The organism is Streptomyces sp. NPDC050759, from assembly GCF_044456945.1.
In the GTDB taxonomy this organism is placed as follows: Bacteria; Actinomycetota; Actinomycetes; order Streptomycetales; family Streptomycetaceae; genus Streptomyces.
In genome coordinates, this window is record NZ_JBITGI010000001.1 from 845,962 (window position 1) to 863,121 (window position 17,160).

The 17,160-nt window shown below is 70.5% G+C and carries 17 protein-coding genes; 8 read left to right on the forward strand and 9 right to left on the reverse strand.

Annotated features, from left to right (window positions below; all coding sequences use genetic code 11):
* Window positions 1–4 precede the first annotated feature (4 nt).
* A complete protein-coding gene (locus ACIBJB_RS03745) occupies window positions 5–523 on the reverse strand; it encodes a hypothetical protein (protein ID WP_398926132.1) in 519 nt (172 codons plus the stop codon).
* 85 nt (window positions 524–608) lie between these two features.
* Complete coding sequence (locus ACIBJB_RS03750; RefSeq protein ID WP_398926134.1) at window positions 609–1,556, reverse strand: helix-turn-helix domain-containing protein; 948 nt, start codon at window positions 1,554–1,556, stop codon at window positions 609–611.
* Between the two features lie 101 nt (window positions 1,557–1,657).
* Here ACIBJB_RS03750 and ACIBJB_RS03755 point away from each other — a divergent pair, with 101 nt between their 5' ends.
* Window positions 1,658–3,085: an MFS transporter gene (locus ACIBJB_RS03755; protein ID WP_398926137.1), complete on the forward strand. Its 1,428-nt coding sequence runs from the start codon at window positions 1,658–1,660 to the stop codon at window positions 3,083–3,085.
* A gap of 118 nt (window positions 3,086–3,203) precedes the next feature.
* The gene (locus ACIBJB_RS03760) at window positions 3,204–3,410 is read left to right on the forward strand and encodes a hypothetical protein (RefSeq protein ID WP_059205432.1); all 207 of its coding nucleotides are present in this window, start codon (window positions 3,204–3,206) and stop codon (window positions 3,408–3,410) included.
* 15 nt (window positions 3,411–3,425) lie between these two features.
* On the opposite strand, the gene ACIBJB_RS03765 is transcribed toward ACIBJB_RS03760, so the two are convergent.
* The 4 genes from ACIBJB_RS03765 to ACIBJB_RS03780 all read right to left on the reverse strand — a co-directional run bounded on the left by ACIBJB_RS03765 (window position 3,426) and on the right by ACIBJB_RS03780 (window position 7,193).
* Window positions 3,426–4,013, reverse strand: a complete 588-nt coding sequence (locus tag ACIBJB_RS03765; RefSeq protein WP_398926139.1) for a TetR family transcriptional regulator — start codon at window positions 4,011–4,013, stop codon at window positions 3,426–3,428.
* A gap of 25 nt (window positions 4,014–4,038) precedes the next feature.
* Window positions 4,039–5,049, reverse strand: a complete 1,011-nt coding sequence (locus tag ACIBJB_RS03770; protein ID WP_398926141.1) for an aldo/keto reductase — start codon at window positions 5,047–5,049, stop codon at window positions 4,039–4,041.
* A gap of 67 nt (window positions 5,050–5,116) precedes the next feature.
* A complete protein-coding gene (locus tag ACIBJB_RS03775) occupies window positions 5,117–5,728 on the reverse strand; it encodes a LysE family translocator (protein ID WP_355750449.1) in 612 nt (203 codons plus the stop codon).
* A gap of 82 nt (window positions 5,729–5,810) precedes the next feature.
* Complete coding sequence (locus tag ACIBJB_RS03780) at window positions 5,811–7,193, reverse strand: glycine--tRNA ligase (protein ID WP_057615743.1); 1,383 nt, start codon at window positions 7,191–7,193, stop codon at window positions 5,811–5,813.
* Between the two features lie 162 nt (window positions 7,194–7,355).
* Here ACIBJB_RS03780 and ACIBJB_RS03785 point away from each other — a divergent pair, with 162 nt between their 5' ends.
* The 5 genes from ACIBJB_RS03785 (at window position 7,356) to ACIBJB_RS03805 (ending at window position 12,998) form a co-directional block, all read left to right on the forward strand.
* Window positions 7,356–8,303 (forward strand): metal ABC transporter substrate-binding protein, encoded by a 948-nt coding sequence (locus tag ACIBJB_RS03785; RefSeq protein ID WP_398926144.1) that lies wholly within the window; start codon window positions 7,356–7,358, stop codon window positions 8,301–8,303.
* Complete coding sequence (locus ACIBJB_RS03790) at window positions 8,300–9,076, forward strand: metal ABC transporter ATP-binding protein (RefSeq protein ID WP_398926145.1); 777 nt, start codon at window positions 8,300–8,302, stop codon at window positions 9,074–9,076. Before ACIBJB_RS03785 ends, ACIBJB_RS03790 begins: the two co-directional genes overlap by 4 nt.
* A complete protein-coding gene (locus ACIBJB_RS03795; protein WP_398926147.1) occupies window positions 9,076–9,978 on the forward strand; it encodes a metal ABC transporter permease in 903 nt (300 codons plus the stop codon). Before ACIBJB_RS03790 ends, ACIBJB_RS03795 begins: the two co-directional genes overlap by 1 nt.
* A 56-nt stretch (window positions 9,979–10,034) precedes the next feature.
* Window positions 10,035–10,451, forward strand: a complete 417-nt coding sequence (locus ACIBJB_RS03800; protein ID WP_398926149.1) for a Fur family transcriptional regulator — start codon at window positions 10,035–10,037, stop codon at window positions 10,449–10,451.
* A gap of 192 nt (window positions 10,452–10,643) precedes the next feature.
* Complete coding sequence (locus ACIBJB_RS03805) at window positions 10,644–12,998, forward strand: M4 family metallopeptidase (RefSeq protein WP_398926829.1); 2,355 nt, start codon at window positions 10,644–10,646, stop codon at window positions 12,996–12,998.
* Window positions 12,999–13,032: 34 nt separating this feature from the next.
* Here the strand turns inward: ACIBJB_RS03805 and ACIBJB_RS03810 are convergent, their stop codons facing one another.
* Window positions 13,033–13,881, reverse strand: coding sequence for an isoprenyl transferase (locus ACIBJB_RS03810; RefSeq protein WP_398926151.1), 849 nt, complete (start codon window positions 13,879–13,881; stop codon window positions 13,033–13,035).
* 19 nt (window positions 13,882–13,900) lie between these two features.
* Window positions 13,901–14,653 (reverse strand): DNA repair protein RecO, encoded by a 753-nt coding sequence (gene recO, locus ACIBJB_RS03815; protein ID WP_266523220.1) that lies wholly within the window; start codon window positions 14,651–14,653, stop codon window positions 13,901–13,903.
* A 213-nt stretch (window positions 14,654–14,866) separates the two neighbouring features.
* On the opposite strand from recO, the gene ACIBJB_RS03820 reads away from it, so the two are divergent.
* Window positions 14,867–16,078: a GNAT family N-acetyltransferase gene (locus ACIBJB_RS03820; RefSeq protein ID WP_398926154.1), complete on the forward strand. Its 1,212-nt coding sequence runs from the start codon at window positions 14,867–14,869 to the stop codon at window positions 16,076–16,078.
* On the opposite strand, the gene ACIBJB_RS03825 is transcribed toward ACIBJB_RS03820, so the two are convergent.
* Window positions 16,068–17,030, reverse strand: coding sequence for an FAD-dependent oxidoreductase (locus ACIBJB_RS03825; protein WP_398926156.1), 963 nt, complete (start codon window positions 17,028–17,030; stop codon window positions 16,068–16,070). The two genes, ACIBJB_RS03820 and ACIBJB_RS03825, sit on opposite strands and share 11 nt — an antisense overlap.
* Between the last annotated feature and the right edge of the window lie 130 nt (window positions 17,031–17,160).

Below are 17,160 nucleotides of genomic sequence, written 5' to 3' on the forward strand. Positions count from 1 at the left end.
GTCCTCAGTCGCCGGATCGGGTACGGCCCGCGGTGGCGCCGCCGGGGCCGCCTCGGTCGGACGGCGGCGCCGTCTCGTGCGGAGGAAGCTTGTCGGAGGGCGTGCGGAGGGACGGGGAGGGCGATGAACCGTGCGACGAGTGGGACGGCCTGCCGTGTGACGACGCCAGTACCCGGGGTGTGGGTCGGTTCTCCTCCCCCGACTCGCCATGCTCCCCGCGCTCCCCCGGCCTCGGTTGCGTCAGCCACGCCACCGCCGCCCCGGTGACCGCGACGGGCCACTCGACGACGCCCGCGACGCCGAGCACCCCGGCCCCGGCGTACACCGCGAGCCGTCGGCCGCGCGGCGACACGGCTCCGACCCGGTCCAGTGCTCCACCGGCCACCCGGCCCACGGTCCCGGCCCCGGGCACCTTCCCCAGTACCGACACGGCCGCCCGCAGCGGCTGCGGAAGCCCCTGCGCCGGTGACGGTGATGGTGATCCTGACTCTGCTATCTGCTGCGACGACTTCTGCTCGGCCATGACTCGCCTCGCCTGTGGGGGGTCTTCTCCTTGGACCGACCGGGTTCCCGCACTGCGGCCGGTCATCCCCACCAGCGACAACCGGTCAGGGTCGCTTTCGAGCGGACGGAGAAGGGCATGCGATCTCGCCTGACGCCGAAGGACGCGAGGTCCGTTCCAGAGCGATCGCATGCAGCTTCTCCAGCCGCTGCCGGGACTCCTCGTCCGCGGGGGCGTAGGTCACCATGCGCGGTCCTGCCTCGGGGCCGAGCCACAGGTCGGTGTGGTCGACGGAGACACGGCCGACGTAACGGTTCACGAACTCCTTGCGGCGACCCCGGTGTTCGATGACCTCGTGCCGGTCCCAGACCTCGCGGAACTCCGGGGACTCCGTGCGCAGCCGCTTCAGGAGCATCTTCCAGCCGGGCTCGGCGAGGTGCCCGGCCATGGTGGCACGGAAGCGGGCGGCCATCAGGCGCTGCACCTCCGGCAGGTGCACGATCGAGGAGCGCCAGTCGTCGTGGGTGTAGCAGAGGATCATGCAGTTGCGGTCCTCGGGCGGCACCGCGTCCAGGTCGCACAGCAGCAGACCGTACGTGCGGTTGTAGGCGAGGATGTCGTACCGGCTGTTCTGCACACAGGCCGGGACCGGCTCCAGTTGCTCGAGGACCTGCCGGATCGCCGGGGTGATCGACGGGCAGACGGTGGCCGGCGTCGGATCGACGGCCCCGGCGAGCTGGAAGAGGTGCGAGCGCTCGGTCGAGTCCAGCAGCAGGGCGCGGGCCAGGGCGTCCAGGACCTGCACGGAGACCTGGATGTCACGGGCCTGCTCCAGCCAGGTGTACCAGGTGACGCCGACCGCGGAGAGCTGGGCGACCTCCTCCCGGCGCAGGCCCGGGGTGCGGCGCCGGCGGCCGCGGGGCAGGCCGACCTGTTCGGGGGCGATGTGCTCGCGGCGGTGGCGCAGGAAGGCGGCGAGCTCATGGCGCCGGATCGCCGAGGCGGACGCGGTCGCCGTCACGGGTAGGGCTGCCTCCTGGGCCATGGTCGTCATGCCTCCAGCCTGCCTCCGTCGGGACCCTGTTGCCAGGTGGTTCTTCTACCAGGATAAGAAGACTCTGGTACCCCTCTGGGAGCGGGCGCAGGCTCAGGGGTGTGACCACCGAAACCACCACTCCGCACTCCGTCCGCCCGGCCGCACCACCCCAGTTGGGCGGTCTGGGACTGTTCACGGTGCTGCTCGCCGCGGCACTCCCCCTCATCGACTTCTTCATCGTCAACGTCGCGCTGCCCACCATCGGCGCGGACCTCTCCGCGAGCGAGTCGGTCCTCGAACTCGTCGTGGCGGGCTACGGGTTGTCGTACGCCGTCCTCCTCGTCCTCGGCGGCCGCCTCGGCGATCTCTTCGGTCGGCGCCGGCTGTTCCTGGGCGGCATGCTGGCCTTCGGGCTGACCTCGTTGGCGTGCGGGCTCGCGCCGACCGCGTGGACCCTGGTCGCGGCGCGGGTCGCCCAGGGCGCCGCGTCGGCGGCGATGCTGCCGCAGGTCCTCGCCACCATCCAGTCGGCGACGGCCGGACCCCGCCGGGCGCGGGCGATGGGTCTGTACGGCGCCACGGCGGGCCTCGCCATGGTGGCGGGCCAGATCCTCGGCGGTGTCCTGGTGGCGGCCGACATCGCGGGCACGAGCTGGCGGGCGGCGTTCCTGGTGAACGTCCCGGTCGTCCTGCTCGGCCTGTTCCTCGCGGCCCGTGCGGTCCCCGAGACCCGTTCCCCCCGCCCTGAGCCGGTGGACGGCCCCGGCACGGTCCTGCTGGCGGCGGCCCTGCTCGCACTGCTGGCCCCGCTGACGGAGGGCAGGGCGGCGGGCTGGCCGCTGTGGACGTGGCTGTCGCTGGCGGCGTTCCCGCTCCTGGCGGGGGCGTTCTTCGCGGTGGAGCTCAGGGCGGACCGCGGGGGCCGCACTCCCCTGGTCCCGCCGAGCCTCTTCCGGCTGGTGTCCCTGCGCCGCGGTCTGCTGCTGATCCTGCCCTTCTCGATGGGCTTCGCCGGCTTCATGTTCGTGATCGCGGTGGCGCTCCAGGAGGGGGCGGGCCGCAGCCCCGTCCAGGCGGGTCTCGCGCTGGTCCCGCTCGCGGTGACGTTCCTGTGCACGTCGATCGCCGGACCGCGACTGATCTCCCGCTACGGCACCCGGGTGGTGACCGCGGGCGCGCTGATCCAGGGGGTCGGCCTGGGCCTGATGATCTGGGCCGCGCGCTCCTCCTGGCCGGACCTCGGCCTGCTTCCCCTCCTGCCCGGCGGCGCGATCGCCGGGGTCGGCCAGGCCCTCCAACTGCCCGTGGTCTTCCGCATCGTCCTGTCCGAGGTGCCGCCCGCCCGGGCCGGTGTCGGCAGCGGCGTGATGGTCACCACCCAGCAGGTCTCCCTGGCCCTCGGCGTGGCCACGCTGGGCAGCCTGTTCCTCGCCCTGGCGCCGGGCATGGGCATGCGGGACGCCCTGGTGACGACGCTCCTCGTCCAGCTGGCCGGGGTGGCCCTGACGGGCGTACTGAGCCTGCGTCTGCCGCGCACGATCGACTGACCGATCGACCGACCGATCGACCGGGCCGCCGGCCCGGCTCAAGTCCTCGCGAACGCCCCGTGAAGATACTGCTGTTGATGTTGTTCTTGCTGCACACTCCTAGCCGGAGGCGAGGCACATGTTGCAGATCAACACGAGCAGGGTGAGCCGCTGGGACCAGCACGGCCGCGAACACGTGGTCCAAGTGCAGCGCAAGGGCGCGCAACGCACGATCAGATGTGACACCTGCGGCTGGCGCAAGGGAGCGCAGTTCCTGCCCTGGCTGAAGGCGGAGGAGCACCTGGCCGAGGAACACCAGGCGACGGTGGACCCGTCGCAGACGTAGCGGCGGTCCAGGCCTTCAGGCCTTCAGGCCGCGTACCAGCAGGTCAAGGAGTGCCGTGAACTCCCCTTCCGCACCCGGCTTCTCCCACTCACCGGCATAACCGGGGTCGTGGAAGCGGCCGGTGGCCTGGAAGAGGGCCAGGGCCGTGGTGGCCGGGGCGGTGACGGTGAAGGTGCCCGCGTCGATGCCGTCCTGGACGACGCGGGTCAGCTGGTCGGTCAGCTCGGTGAGGTGCTCGGTGACCGCCTCGCCGGCCTCACCGGCCAGGACCGAGTACGTGGCGAACAGTTCCGGATCGTCGCCCGCCTTGCGGCGCTTGGCCTCGAAGAGCGCGGCGAGCCAGTCCCGCAGCCGGGTCTCCGGGTCACGGTCCGCCTCGACGATTCCGGCCAGCACCCCCGTCGTCCGGTCCAGCCACCGCTTCGTCACCGCCTCCCGCAGCGCCGCCTTCGTCCGGAAGTGCCGGTAGACGCTGCCATGGCTGACGCCGAGCGCGCGCGCCACGTCGACCACGGTGGCCTTGGCCGGGCCGTGGCGGCGCAGCACCTCCTCGGTTGCTTCGAGGATGCGCTCGGCGGTCAGGGTCTCGGTGCTCGGTGGCATGCCTAGACGGTACCTGGCACGGTGTTCACCGTTCGCTGTCGAGCATGGCCATCAGCGGGGCCGCGTACCGCTGGCCGGCCGCCGCGTCGGCCGGTACGGCGTCCTCGATGGCGGCGAGGTCGGCGGCGTCCAGGGTCACGTCCAGGGCGCCCAGTGCCTCGTCGAGCCGTGCGCGGGTCTTCGCGCCGACCAGCGGCACGATGTCGTCACCTTGCGAGAGCACCCAGGCGATGGCGAGCTGCGCGACCGTGACGCCCTTCTGTTCGGCGATCTTGCGCAGGGACTCGACCAGGGTGAGGTTGTGCTGGAGGTTCTCGCCCTGGAAGCGGGGCGAGTGGGCGCGGAAGTCGTTCGCGGCGAGCTGCCGGTCGGCCGTGAGGTGGCCGGAGATCAACCCGCGGGAGAGCACTCCGTACGCGGTGACGGAGATGCCCAGCTCTCGCAGGGTGGGCAGGATCTCCCGCTCGGGACTGCGGGAGATCAGGGCGTACTCGATCTGGAGGTCGGCGATCGGGGCGGTCGCGGCGGCCCGGCGGATGGTGTCGGCGCCGACCTCGCTGAGCCCGATGTGCCGGACCCAGCCCTTCTCGACCAGTTCGGCGATCGCGCCGACGGTCTCCTCGATCGGCACCTGCGGGTCGAGCCGGGAGGGGCGGTAGACGTCGATGTGGTCGACGCCGAGGCGCTGCAGGGAGTACGCGGCGAAGTTCTTGACGGCGGCGGGGCGGCCGTCGAAGCCTGCCCAGGCGCCGTCCGGGTCGCGCAGGGCGCCGAACTTCACGCTGAGCAGCGCGTTCTCGCGCAGGGCGGCCGGAGCGGTGCGCAGTGCCTCGCTGATCAGCAGTTCGTTGTGGCCCATGCCGTAGAAGTCGCCGGTGTCCAGCAGGGTGACGCCGGCCTCCAGGGCGGCGTGGAGGGTGGCGATCGACTCCGCGCGGTCCGTCTCGCCGTACATGCCGGACATGCCCATGCAGCCGAGGCCGAGGGCGGAGACCTGGGGGCCGGTGGTTCCGAGGGTTCGGGTTCGCATCGTCATGCCGTCCAGCCTGCCATGACAGCTGACAGATTTCAATATCTGTCAGCTGTCATCCACCGTGCACGGGTCACGCGTCGGTCGTGGCCAGCTTGGCCCCCAGCAGCACGAAGGACGCCGCGAAGCTCCGCCGCAGCCAGGCCATGACCCGGGGCCGGGAGATCACATGGCTGCGGACCGAGGCCGCGAGCACCCCGTAGGCGGCGAAGACCACGAAGGTCGCGAGCATGAAGACGCCGCTCAGCACGAGCATGCGCGGCAGGGCGTGGGGCTCGGTCGGGCTCACGAACTGGGGCAGGAACGCGAAGAAGAAGATCGTCAGCTTCGGGTTGAGGAGGTTGATCAGCACGCCCCGGGCGATCACACGTCCCGCGGACAGGGGCGCGCCGCCCTGGTCGACCTCGATCACCTCCTTGTCCCGCACGGTGGCCCAGGCCATGTACAGGAGGTAGGCGACCCCGGCGTACTTGACCGCCTGGAACGCCACCGCGCTCGCGTTCAGCAGTGCGGCGAGCCCGGTGACGGTGGCCAGGACGTGCGGCACGATCCCGAGCGTGCAGGCGAACGCGGCGACGACGCTCGCGCGAGGGCCACGGGAGAGTCCGGCGGCGAGCGTGTAGACGACTCCGGTGCCGGGAGTGGCGACCACGACGAGGGTGGTGAGGAGAAAGGCGAGGCTCATGGGGCCAGCCTGGACACGGAACGGCCCCCGACACAGGGCCAAAGCGAGACCTGTATCGGGGGCCAAAGACCAGCGGGTGGAGCTAGCAGCCGACGAGACGCCCGGCCAGGTAACCCTCGATCTGGTCGAGGGACACCCGCTCCTGCTTCATGGAGTCCCGCTCGCGGACCGTCACCGCGTTGTCCTCGAGCGTGTCGAAGTCGACCGTGACGCAGTACGGCGTACCGATCTCGTCCTGGCGCCGGTAACGGCGGCCGATGGCGCCGGCGTCGTCGAACTCGATGTTCCAGTTCTGGCGCAGCGCCTGCGCGAGACCCTTGGCCTTCGGGGACAGCTCGGCGTTGCGGGAGAGCGGGAGGACCGCGACCTTCACCGGGGCCAGGCGGTGGTCGAGGCGCAGCACGGTGCGCTTCTCCAGCTTGCCCTTGGCGTTGGGCGCCTCGTCCTCGACGTACGCGTCGAGCAGGAACGCCAGCATCGCGCGGCCGACACCCGCCGCGGGCTCGATGACGTACGGCGTCCAGCGCTCGCCGGCCTCCTGGTCGTAGTAGGCGAGGTCCTGGCCGGAGGCCTTGGAGTGGGCGCCGAGGTCGTAGTCGGTGCGGTTGGCCACACCCTCCAGCTCACCCCACTCGTTGCCGCCGAACTGGAAGCGGTACTCGATGTCGGCGGTGCGCTTGGAGTAGTGCGAGAGCTTCTCGGCCGGGTGCTCGTACCAGCGCATGTTCTCCTCGCGGAGACCCAGGCCCGTGTACCAGTTCCAGCGCTGCTCCATCCAGTACTCCTGCCACTTCTCGTCCTCGCCCGGCTTGACGAAGAACTCCATCTCCATCTGCTCGAACTCGCGGGTGCGGAAGATGAAGTTGCCGGGCGTGATCTCGTTGCGGAAGGACTTGCCCATCTGCGCGATGCCGAACGGCGGCTTCTTGCGCGAAGCGACCTGCACCTGGGCGAAGTTGGTGAAGATGCCCTGGGCGGTCTCGGGGCGCAGGTAGGCGATGGAGCCGGTGTCCTGGGTCGGGCCGAGGTGGGTGGAGAGCAGACCCGAGAACTGCTTGGGCTCGGTGAACTGGCCCTTGTTGCCGCAGTTGGGGCAGTTGATGTCCGCCAGGCCGTTCTCCGGCTCGCGCTTGTGCTTGGCCTCGTAGGCCTCGATCAGGTGGTCCGCGCGGAACCGCTTGTGGCACGAGGTGCACTCGGTGAGCGGGTCGGAGAAGGTGGCGACGTGACCGGACGCGACCCAGACCTCGGGGGCCAGGATCACGGACGAGTCGATACCGACCACGTCCTCGCGGGACGTCACCATGTAACGCCACCACTGGCGCTTCAGGTTCTCCTTGAGCTCGACACCCAGCGGTCCGTAGTCCCAGGCGGCCTTCTGGCCGCCGTAGATCTCACTGCAGGGGAATACGAAGCCACGGCGCTTGCTCAGGCTGACGATGGTGTCGATCTTGTCGGCGGCCACGGTGCTCTCTTCATTACGACGACGGGCGACGAAGCAATCTCTACGGAGCAGTGCTTCAGAGCGAATGCTTCAGGTTACCGGCGGAGGCTGCCCCCCAATCAAATCGGTGCCGCTCAGCCCGTTTGTTGACAACGGTTTCCATATTTGATGAAAATGACTGTCATGAACGTACGACGTCACCTCATACCCACGGTCGCCGCGGCCGCTGCCCTCGCCGGCCTCTCCGCCTGCTCCACCGACAGCGCCGCCGCGGGCGGCACCGGCAAGTTCGACGTCGTCGCGTCCTTCTACCCGATGGCCTTCCTCGCCGAGCAGATCGGCGGCGACCATGTGAGCGTCACCAGCCTGACCGAGCCCGGTCAGGAGCCGCACGACCTGGAGATCAGCGCCAAGCAGACCGCGCAGCTCCAGGAGTCCGACGCGGTGCTCTACCTCAAGAACCTCCAGCCCTCCGTCGACGACGCGGTGAGCCAGTCCGAGATCAAGACCAAGATCGACGCCTCCTCCCTCACCGAGCTGGAGAAGCACGGCAACGAGGTCGGCGGCCACGCGGCCGAGCACGACGACCACGCCGACGACGAACTCAACGGCCTCGACCCCCACATCTGGCTCGACCCGGTGCGCTACGCCCAGGTCGCCGAGGGCGTCGGCAAGGCCTTCGAGAAGGCCGACCCGGACCATGCGGCCGACTACAAGGCCAACACCGCGGCCCTGGTGAAGAAGCTCGGCGCGCTCAACACCGAGTTCGAGACCGGGCTCAAGAACACCGGCACCAAGGTCTTCATCACCACGCACGCCGCCTTCGGCTACCTCGCCGAGCGCTACGGCCTCACCGAGGAGGCCATCAACGGCCTCGACCCCGAGTCCGAGCCCAGCGCCGACCGCGTCAAGGACCTTGAGAAGATGGCGAAGGCCGACGGCGTCACGACCCTGTTCTACGAGACGCTCGTCAGCGACAAGACCGCGAAGACCATCGCCTCCGACGCCGGGCTGAAGACGGACGTCCTCGACCCGATCGAGGGCATCACCAAGAAGTCCCGCGGCAAGGACTACTTCGCGGTCCAGGAAGCCAACCTCAAGGCGCTGCAGAGCGCCCTGGGAGCGAAATGACACCGGAGGACGGCATGACCGAGCCCGTCATCGCGCTGCGCGGAGTCCGCGCCGACCTGGGCTCGCGGCCCGTCCTGCGCGGCATCGACCTCACCGTGCACCGCGGTGAGGTCGTCGCGCTGCTCGGCGCCAACGGCTCCGGCAAGTCCACCGCGATCCGCACGATCATCGGCCAAGTGCCCCCGTCCGCGGGCGAGATCGAGCTCTTCGGCACCCCGCGCGGGCGGTTCAGGGACTGGGCGCGGGTCGGGTACGTCCCGCAGCGCACCACCGCCGCGGGCGGCGTCCCCGCGACCGTCACCGAGATCGTCTCCTCCGGGCGGCTGTCCCGCGCCCGCTTCGGTGTGCTGCGCAGGACCGACAAGGAAGCCGTCCGCCGGGCCCTGGAGCTGGTCGGCATGGCGGACCGCGCGAAGGACTCCGTCGACGCCCTCTCCGGCGGCCAGCACCAGCGGGTGCTGATCGCCCGCGCGCTCGCCGCCGAACCCGACCTGCTGATCATGGACGAGCCGATGGCGGGCGTGGACCTGGCCAGCCAGGAGGTGCTCGCGCGGACGCTCGGGGAACAGGTCGCCCAGGGCAGCACGGTCCTCCTGGTGCTGCACGAACTCGGCCCGCTGGAACCCCTGATCGACCGGGCGGTCGTCCTGCGCGACGGCTGCGTCCAGCACGACGGCCCGCCCCCGCGCGCGGTCGGCCAGCACGCCCTGCCGGGCCATGACCACGTCCACCCCCACGACCACGAGCCGATCCGCACGGGACTGCTGAGCTGATGGACTTCCTCGACTACGCCTTCATGCAGCGGGCGCTGCTCGCCGCCGTCCTGGTCGGCATCACCGCCCCCGCCGTCGGCATCTACCTCGTCCAGCGCCGCCAGGCCCTCATGGGCGACGGCATCGGCCATGTCGCGATGACCGGCGTCGGCCTCGGCTTCCTGCTCTCCTGGTCGCCGGTGTGGATGGCGACCCTGATCTCGGTCCTCGGTGCGGTCCTCATGGAGCTGATCCGCTGGTACGGCAAGACGCGGGGTGACATCGCCCTCGCGATGCTCTTCTACGGCGGTATGGCCGGCGGCGTGATGTTCATCAACCTCGCGCCCGGCGGCTCGAACGCCAACCTGACGTCGTATCTCTTCGGCTCCCTGTCGACCGTGAGCCAGTCCGACGTGACGGCGATCTGTCTGCTGGCCGCGTTCGTGGTGCTCGTCACCCTCGGGCTGCGCCGGCAGCTCTTCGCGGTCAGCCAGGACGAGGAGTTCGCGCGGGTCACCGGTCTGCCCGTGCGGGCGCTCAACCTGCTGACGGCGGTCACGGCCGCGGTGACGGTGACCGTCGCGATGCGCGTGGTCGGGCTGCTGCTGGTGAGCGCGCTGATGGTGGTGCCGGTGGCGGCGGCGCAGCAGCTCAGCCGGAGCTTCGCGGCCACCTTCGCGATCGCGGTGGCGATCGGCGTGACCGTGACGATCGGCGGCACCGTGACCTCGTACTACCAGGACGTGCCGCCCGGCGCGACGATCGTGCTGCTGACCATCGGGGCCTTCGTCGTACTGACCGGTCTGGCCACCCCGCTGGCCAGGCGACGGGCCCGGGCGGCGGCCGCCGCGCGGCCCGCCCCGGACCCCGCCGAGTGTGCGATTCCGGCCAGTCGGGAGGCGGACGGCCCGGTCGGCGTCTGACCCGGCACAGGCCGGGCTGGCACAATGGCCCGGCAGGCCGATCGAAGGAGGAACCCGTGACGACCGCAGGACCGCCCGTGAAGGGCCGCGCGACCCGGCAGCGGGCCGCCGTGGCGGCGGCCCTCGACGAGGTCGACGAGTTCCGCAGCGCGCAGGAACTGCACGACATGCTCAAGCACAAGGGCGACGCCGTCGGCCTGACCACGGTCTACCGCACGCTCCAGAACCTCGCCGACGCGGGCGAGGTCGACGTCCTGCGCACCTCCGACGGCGAGTCCGTCTACCGCCGCTGCTCCAGCGGCGAGCACCACCACCACCTGGTCTGCCGGGTCTGCGGCAAGGCGGTGGAGGTCGAGGGACCGGCCGTCGAGAAGTGGGCCGACGCCATCGCCGCCGAGCACGGATACGTCAACGTGGCGCACACCGTGGAGATCTTCGGCACCTGCGCGGACTGCGCGACCGCCCAGGGCTGACCCCACAGGGACATCACAGCCGAGTCGAGGGTTAACCCTTGTCTCGGCCTCCTTTGCATGACATGGCCGGGTCAACAGTGCCACGCTCCCCCCAGCTCTCACGCAGTTCCCGCACGGCACCTCCACCCCGTCGTAGCAGTAGGAGTACGAGTGAGACCCTCCCCACGAAGATCAGCCGTCGCCGCGTCCCTGGTGGCCGCCGCGTCCCTCCTCGCCGTAGGCGTCCAGACGGTCCCCGCCGCCGCCGGGCCCGCCTCCCCCCACCCCGGCCCGCTGCGCGCCGGAGGTCTGGAAGCCAAGCTTTCCCCCGCCCAGCGCACCGCACTGATCAAGAGCGCGTCCGGCAGGGCCGGGGCGACCGCCGGCTCCCTCGGCCTCGGCGCCAAGGAGAAGCTGGTCGTCAAGGACGTCGTCAAGGACAACGACGGCACCCTCCACACCCGCTACGAGCGCACCTACGACGGTCTCCCCGTCCTCGGCGGCGACCTGGTCGTGCACACGCCCCCGGCCGCCCAGGCGACGGGCACGCTCAGCACCACCTTCAACAACAACCGCCGTACCGTCTCGGTGAAGTCCACGACCGCCACCTTCGGCAAGGCGGCCGCCGAGACGAAGGCGCTCAGGACAGCCAAGGCGCTCGACGCCGAGAAGCCCGCCGCGCAGAGCGCCCGCAAGGTGATCTGGGCCGGCTCGGGCACCCCGAAGCTCGCCTGGGAGACGGTGGTCTCCGGCTTCCAGGACGACGGCACGCCCAGCAAGCTGCACGTGATCACCGACGCCACGACCGGCGCCGAACTCTCCCGCTTCGAGGGCGTCGAGACCGGCACCGGCAACAGCCAGTACAGCGGCACGGTCACCATGGGCACCACGCTGTCCGGTTCGACGTACCAGCTGTACGACACCTCGCGCGGCGGCCACAAGACGTACAGCCTCAACAACGGCACGTCGGGCACCGGCACCCTGATGACCGACGCCGACGACGTCTGGGGCACCGGCTCCGGCTCCAACACCCAGACCGCCGGTGTCGATGCCCACTACGGAGCCCAGACCACCTGGGACTTCTACAAGAACACCTTCGGCCGCAGCGGCATCAAGAACGACGGGGTCGCCGCCTACAGCCGCGTCCACTACAGCTCGGCGTACGTCAACGCCTTCTGGGACGACGACTGCTTCTGCATGACCTACGGCGACGGCACCAGCAGCACCCACGCGCTGACCTCGCTCGACGTGGCCGGGCACGAGATGACCCACGGCGTCACCTCCAACACCGCGGGCCTCAACTACACCGGTGAGTCGGGGGGCCTCAATGAAGCCACCTCCGACATCTTCGGCACCGGCGTGGAGTTCTACGCCAACAACTCGACCGACGTGGGCGACTACCTCATCGGCGAGAAGATCGACATCAACGGCGACGGCACGCCGCTGCGGTACATGGACAAGCCCAGCAAGGACGGCGGCTCGGCCGACAGCTGGTACTCGGGCGTCGGCAACCTCGACGTGCACTACTCGTCCGGGCCCGCGAACCACATGTTCTACCTGCTCTCCGAGGGCAGCGGCAGCAAGACCATCAACGGGGTCACGTACAACAGCACGACCTCCGACGGTGTCGCCGTCGCCGGGATCGGCCGGGCCGCCGCCCTGCAGATCTGGTACAAGGCGCTGACGACGTACATGACGTCCAGCACCACCTACGCGGGCGCCCGCACCGCCGCCCTGAACGCGGCCGCCGCCCTCTACGGCTCCAGCTCCGCGCAGTACGCCGGGGTCGGCAACGCCTTCGCGGGCATCAACGTCGGCAGCCACATCACCGTGCCGTCGACCGGCGTGACGGTGACCAACCCGGGCAGCCAGTCCACCACGGTCGGGACGGCCGTGAGCCTGCAGGTTGCGGCCAGCTCCACCAACAGCGGCTCACTGACCTACGCCGCCACCGGACTGCCGACCGGTCTGTCGATCAGCTCCACAGGGCTGATCTCCGGCACCCCGACCACGGCCGGCAGCTACAGCACCACGGTCACGGTGACCGACAGCACCGGAGCCACCGGTACCGCGTCCTTCACCTGGACCGTGAGCTCGTCGGGCGGCGGCAGTTGCACCTCCGCACAGCTGCTGGGCAACCAGGGCTTCGAGTCGGGCAGCACGACCTGGACCGCGAGCAGCGGAGTGATCACCAACTCCAGCAGCCAGGCCGCCCGCACCGGCTCGTACAAGGCGTGGCTGGACGGCTACGGCTCCCCCCACACCGACACGCTCTCCCAGTCGGTGACGGTCCCGAGCGCCTGCACCGGGACGAAGTTCACCTTCTACCTGCACGTCGACACCACGGAGACCACCACCAGCTCGCAGTACGACAAGCTGACGGTGACCGCCGGGTCGACGACCCTGGCCACGTACTCCAACCTGAACGCGGCCTCCGGGTACGTCCAGAAGTCCTTCAGCCTGTCGGCCTTCGCCGGTCAGACGGTCGCCCTGAAGTTCACGGGCGTCGAGGACTCCTCGCTCCAGACCAGCTTCGTGATCGACGACACGGCGGTGACGACAGGCTGATCCCCTGAACGACGGCGACGGGGCGGGTCGGAGGTCAGTCCTCCGGCTCGCCCTTCATCGCTTCCTCCATGGCGAGGAGCTCCTCGTTCGGGACGGCTCCGCCGAAGCGCCGGTCCCGGGAGGCGAACTCGACACACGCCCGCCACAGGTCACGGCGGTCGAAGTCGGGCCACAGGACGTCCTGGAAGACCATCTCGGCGTAGGCGCTCTGCCAGAGCAGGTAGTTGGAGGTGCGCTGTTCCCCGCTGGGCCGCAGGAAGAGGTCCACGTCGGGCATGTCCGGGTAGTACAGGTACTTCGCGAGGGTCTTCTCGTTGACCTTGGACGGGTCGAGGCGGCCCGCCTTCACGTCCTCGGCGAGGGCCTGCGCGGCATCGGCGATCTCGGCACGGCCGCCGTAGTTCATGCAGAAGTACAGGGTGAGCTTGTCGTTGCCCTTGGTCTGCTCCTGGGCGACCTGGAGCTCCTTGGCGACGGACTTCCACAGCTTGGGCATCCGCCCCACCCAGCGCACCCGGACGCCGAGCTCGTCGAGCTGGTCACGCGTCTTGCGGATGAAGTCGCGGTTGAAGTTCATGAGGAAGCGGACCTCGTCGGGCGAGCGCTTCCAGTTCTCGGTGGAGAAGGCGTAGAGGGAGATGTTCTTCACGCCGGCTTCGATCGCGCCCTGGAGGACGTCGAGGACCCGCTCGGCGCCGACCTTGTGCCCTTCCGTCCTGGGCAGCCCGCGCTCCTTGGCCCACCGGCCGTTCCCGTCCATGACGATCGCCACATGTTCGGGGATCAGCTCACCGGGGAGCTTGGGCGCCCGGGCGCCGGACGGGTGCGGCTCGGGCGCCTTGTACTCACGGCGCTGACGACCGAGGATCCCGCGTACGACCATGGTGGTTCTCGTCTCCCTCTCAGGGTTGCTTCTCTACGTAACGCAGGGATCTGAGCCCGCGTTCCAGATGCCAGTGCAGGTAGGCGGACACCAGCCCGCTGCCCTCCCGGACGTACCGCGGCTCACTCGCGTCCGCGGTCTCCCAGTCTCCCGTAAGCAGCGCGGCGAGGAGTTCCAGGGTCTGCGGCGACGGTACGACGCTGCCGGGCACCCGGCAGTCCACGCAGACCGAGCCTCCGGCGGCCACGGAGAAGAACCGGTTCGGCCCGGTCATTCCGCACTTCGCGCAGTCGCTGAAGCTGGGCGCGTAGCCGTTGACGGCGAGGGAGCGCAGCAGGAACGCGTCGAGCACGAGGTGGGGGGCGTGCTCGCCCCGGGCGAGGGTCCGCAGGGCCCCGACCAGCAGCAGATACTGCTGCACCGCGGGCTCGCCCTCGTGGTCGGTGAACCGCTCGGCGGTCTCCAGCATGGCCGTCCCGGCGGTGTACCGGGCGTAGTCGGAGACGATCCCGCCACCGTACGGAGCGATGGTCTCGCTCTGCGTGCACAGCGGCAGCCCGCGCCCCACCAGCTCGCTCCCCCGCGAGAAGAACTGCACGTCGACATGCGAGAAGGGCTCAAGCCGCGCCCCGAACTTCGACTTGGTCCGCCGCACCCCCCTGGCCACGGCCCGCACCCGCCCGTGCCCGCGCGTGAGCAGCGTGATGATCCGGTCCGCTTCCCCCAGCTTCTGCGTCCGCAGCACGACCCCGTCGTCCCGGAAGAGACTCATCGCACGCCTCCACCCTGGGTGCGCGGCGCGATGCCGTCGTAGCGGAACAGACTCATGAGCCCATTCTCGCCTACGCGGGACCCCAGGCTGCCGGTGTCCGTGATTGTGGTGGAGGACGCGGGCACGCCGAGCTTACGATCTGCTCCGGGGTGCCGCGCTGTCGCCGGAGGCGTCCCTCGCCCTGAGCCGGTCGGCGGCGGAGGACTTCACACGATGCGCGAGTGGTCCGTCCATGCGGCCCGCCCTGCCGATCTGGCCGGCCTGCGCTCCCTGCTGACCGACACCTGTGAGCCGCAGGACATCCCCTCACCGGCACTCCTCGCCGAGGCCGTGGCCCGCGACCTCGTGCGCGTGGCCGTGTCCGACGGAGTACTGGCGGGCTGCGTCGTCGCCGAGACGCCCTCGCCGGGGCATGCGCGGCTGACGGTCGTCGCCGTGCGGGCGGAGGCACGCCGGCAGGGTGTGGCCACACAGCTCCTGGCCGAGATGCTGCGGCGGTTGCTCGGTGCGTCGGACGAGCCGCCCCTGATATCCGCGATCGCCAGAACCGAGCAACTCACGCTCACCCGACTCCTGTTGGCGTCCGGACTCATAGGAACCAGGGTGATGCGCCTGAGCGGGCTCCCCGTCCACTACCAGTACAAGTCCCGCGTCGAGTACATCGATCCCGAGGCCCGCCACCTCGTACCCGTCTCCGCGCGGGAGCAGCTCGCCGAGTCCCTCGCGCCCTCCGACCACGCGGTGACCGCCCTGGTCACCCTCGGTGGTGAACCCGCCTTCGAGATCGCCCGGTTCGAGAAGGACGACCCGGCCGCCCTCCAGTCCGGAGAGGCCGCGGCCGGTATCGCCTTCTCCGGTTCGATCCTCGCCGCCATCACCTTCCTGCTGGGCTTCGCCTTCTCCTCGACCCGGTTCCCCGACGACGTACGGCTGCTGCTCATCGGGGCGACCTTCGCCACCGTGCTCTCCCTGATCGTCTACGCGAGCGCGTCCGGCGAACTCGCGCGGATCCGCTCCAACTCTTTCGGCCGGATCATGAAGTGGGGGAACGTCCTGTCCGAGTACGGCGGTGTCCTCCCCTTCGTGATCTCGCTGCCCGTCACCTACGCGCAGGCCAGCGGCGACCCGTGGACCACCATGATGCTGGCCGTCGTCCTGAGCCTCGCGATCGGCTGGTACGAGCGGTCGGAGTTCTCCATCGCCCACCGGTTCCGCGGCAGCCGTACCGAACTCGCCCTGAAGATGTTCACGGCCGCGTCGCCGGCGATCGGTGCGGCGCTGGTGGCGGCGGACACGACGAGCTGGCCGTGGAGCATCGCCCTGATCGCCGCGCTCACGGCACGGACCTGGCTGTATCTCTTCCGCCGGGGCGCGGAGGCGGACATCGCGGAGCGGCGGCAGTGGCGGATCAGGGTCAGGGCGTAGACCCCGCCGTGGCCCGGACGCGGTCCACGACCTCGCGGGCACAGCCCCAGGACAGGGTCAGCCCCGCTCCGCCGTGGCCGTAGTTGTGCACCAGCAGCCGGTCGCCCCGCCGCTCCTCCGCGAGCCGGACGCCGGTGCGGACCGGTCGCAGGCCCACCCGCTGCCCGATCACCCGGGCGTCGGCGAGCGACGGCTCCACGGCGGCACAGCGCCGTACGATCTCCCGGGCCGCCGCCTCGTCGGGCCGCAGTTCCCAGCTCCCCCGCTCGGCCGTGCCGCCCAGGACCACCGCGTCGGCGTGCGGGAAGATGTAGGTGAGGTCCTCCGCGCCGGGGGTGTCGTCGCAGAAGAAGACCCCGATCCCGGGGTTCTCGACCACGACGAGCTGCCCCCGCACCGCGTCCACCGCCGGATCGTCCGCGAGGAACCGGGCTTGCGCGCCCGCGCAGTTGACGACCACCGGTGCCTCCCGGAGCGCCTCGCCGAGGGTGTCGTAGCGGCGCTGCCGCAAGGATCCGCCGGCTCGCTCCAGCCGTCGTACGAGATGGTCCAGATAGCGGGGCATGTCGACGAGCGGCGCCTGGTAGCGCCAGCCGGTGACATAGCCGTCCCGGAGGTCCTCCGGTGGGCACGGGAGTGCGCCGACCACACTGCCCCAGGCCGGCATGTCACAGGGGATCCGGGACTCGTGTGTGCCCTCCACGAGGCGGATTCCGGCGGCCGGGTCCGTGCTCAGCGCGGTCAGCTCCGCCAGAGTCCGCCGACTCCAGACGTCGACCAGGTCGCGCGGCTCGACCAGGTACGGATCCCACATCGCGCCCGCGGCCGCCGAGGTCGTCGCGCCGGGGAGCCGGTCGGTGTCCACCCGGACGTCCAGGCCGGCCTCCGCCAGACACACCGCCGTGGTGAGCCCCGAGACCCCGGCGCCGATCACCACCACACTGGCCGCCACCACTGCCTCGCCTCCGTCGTCGGGGACTCCGAGACTAACCGAACCGGCACAAACACCCCACCGCTGCTTCGGCCATTCGCCGAACATCCCGGGGGCGTGTGGACCCGAGGGTCCTGTGGGGGGTAAACCC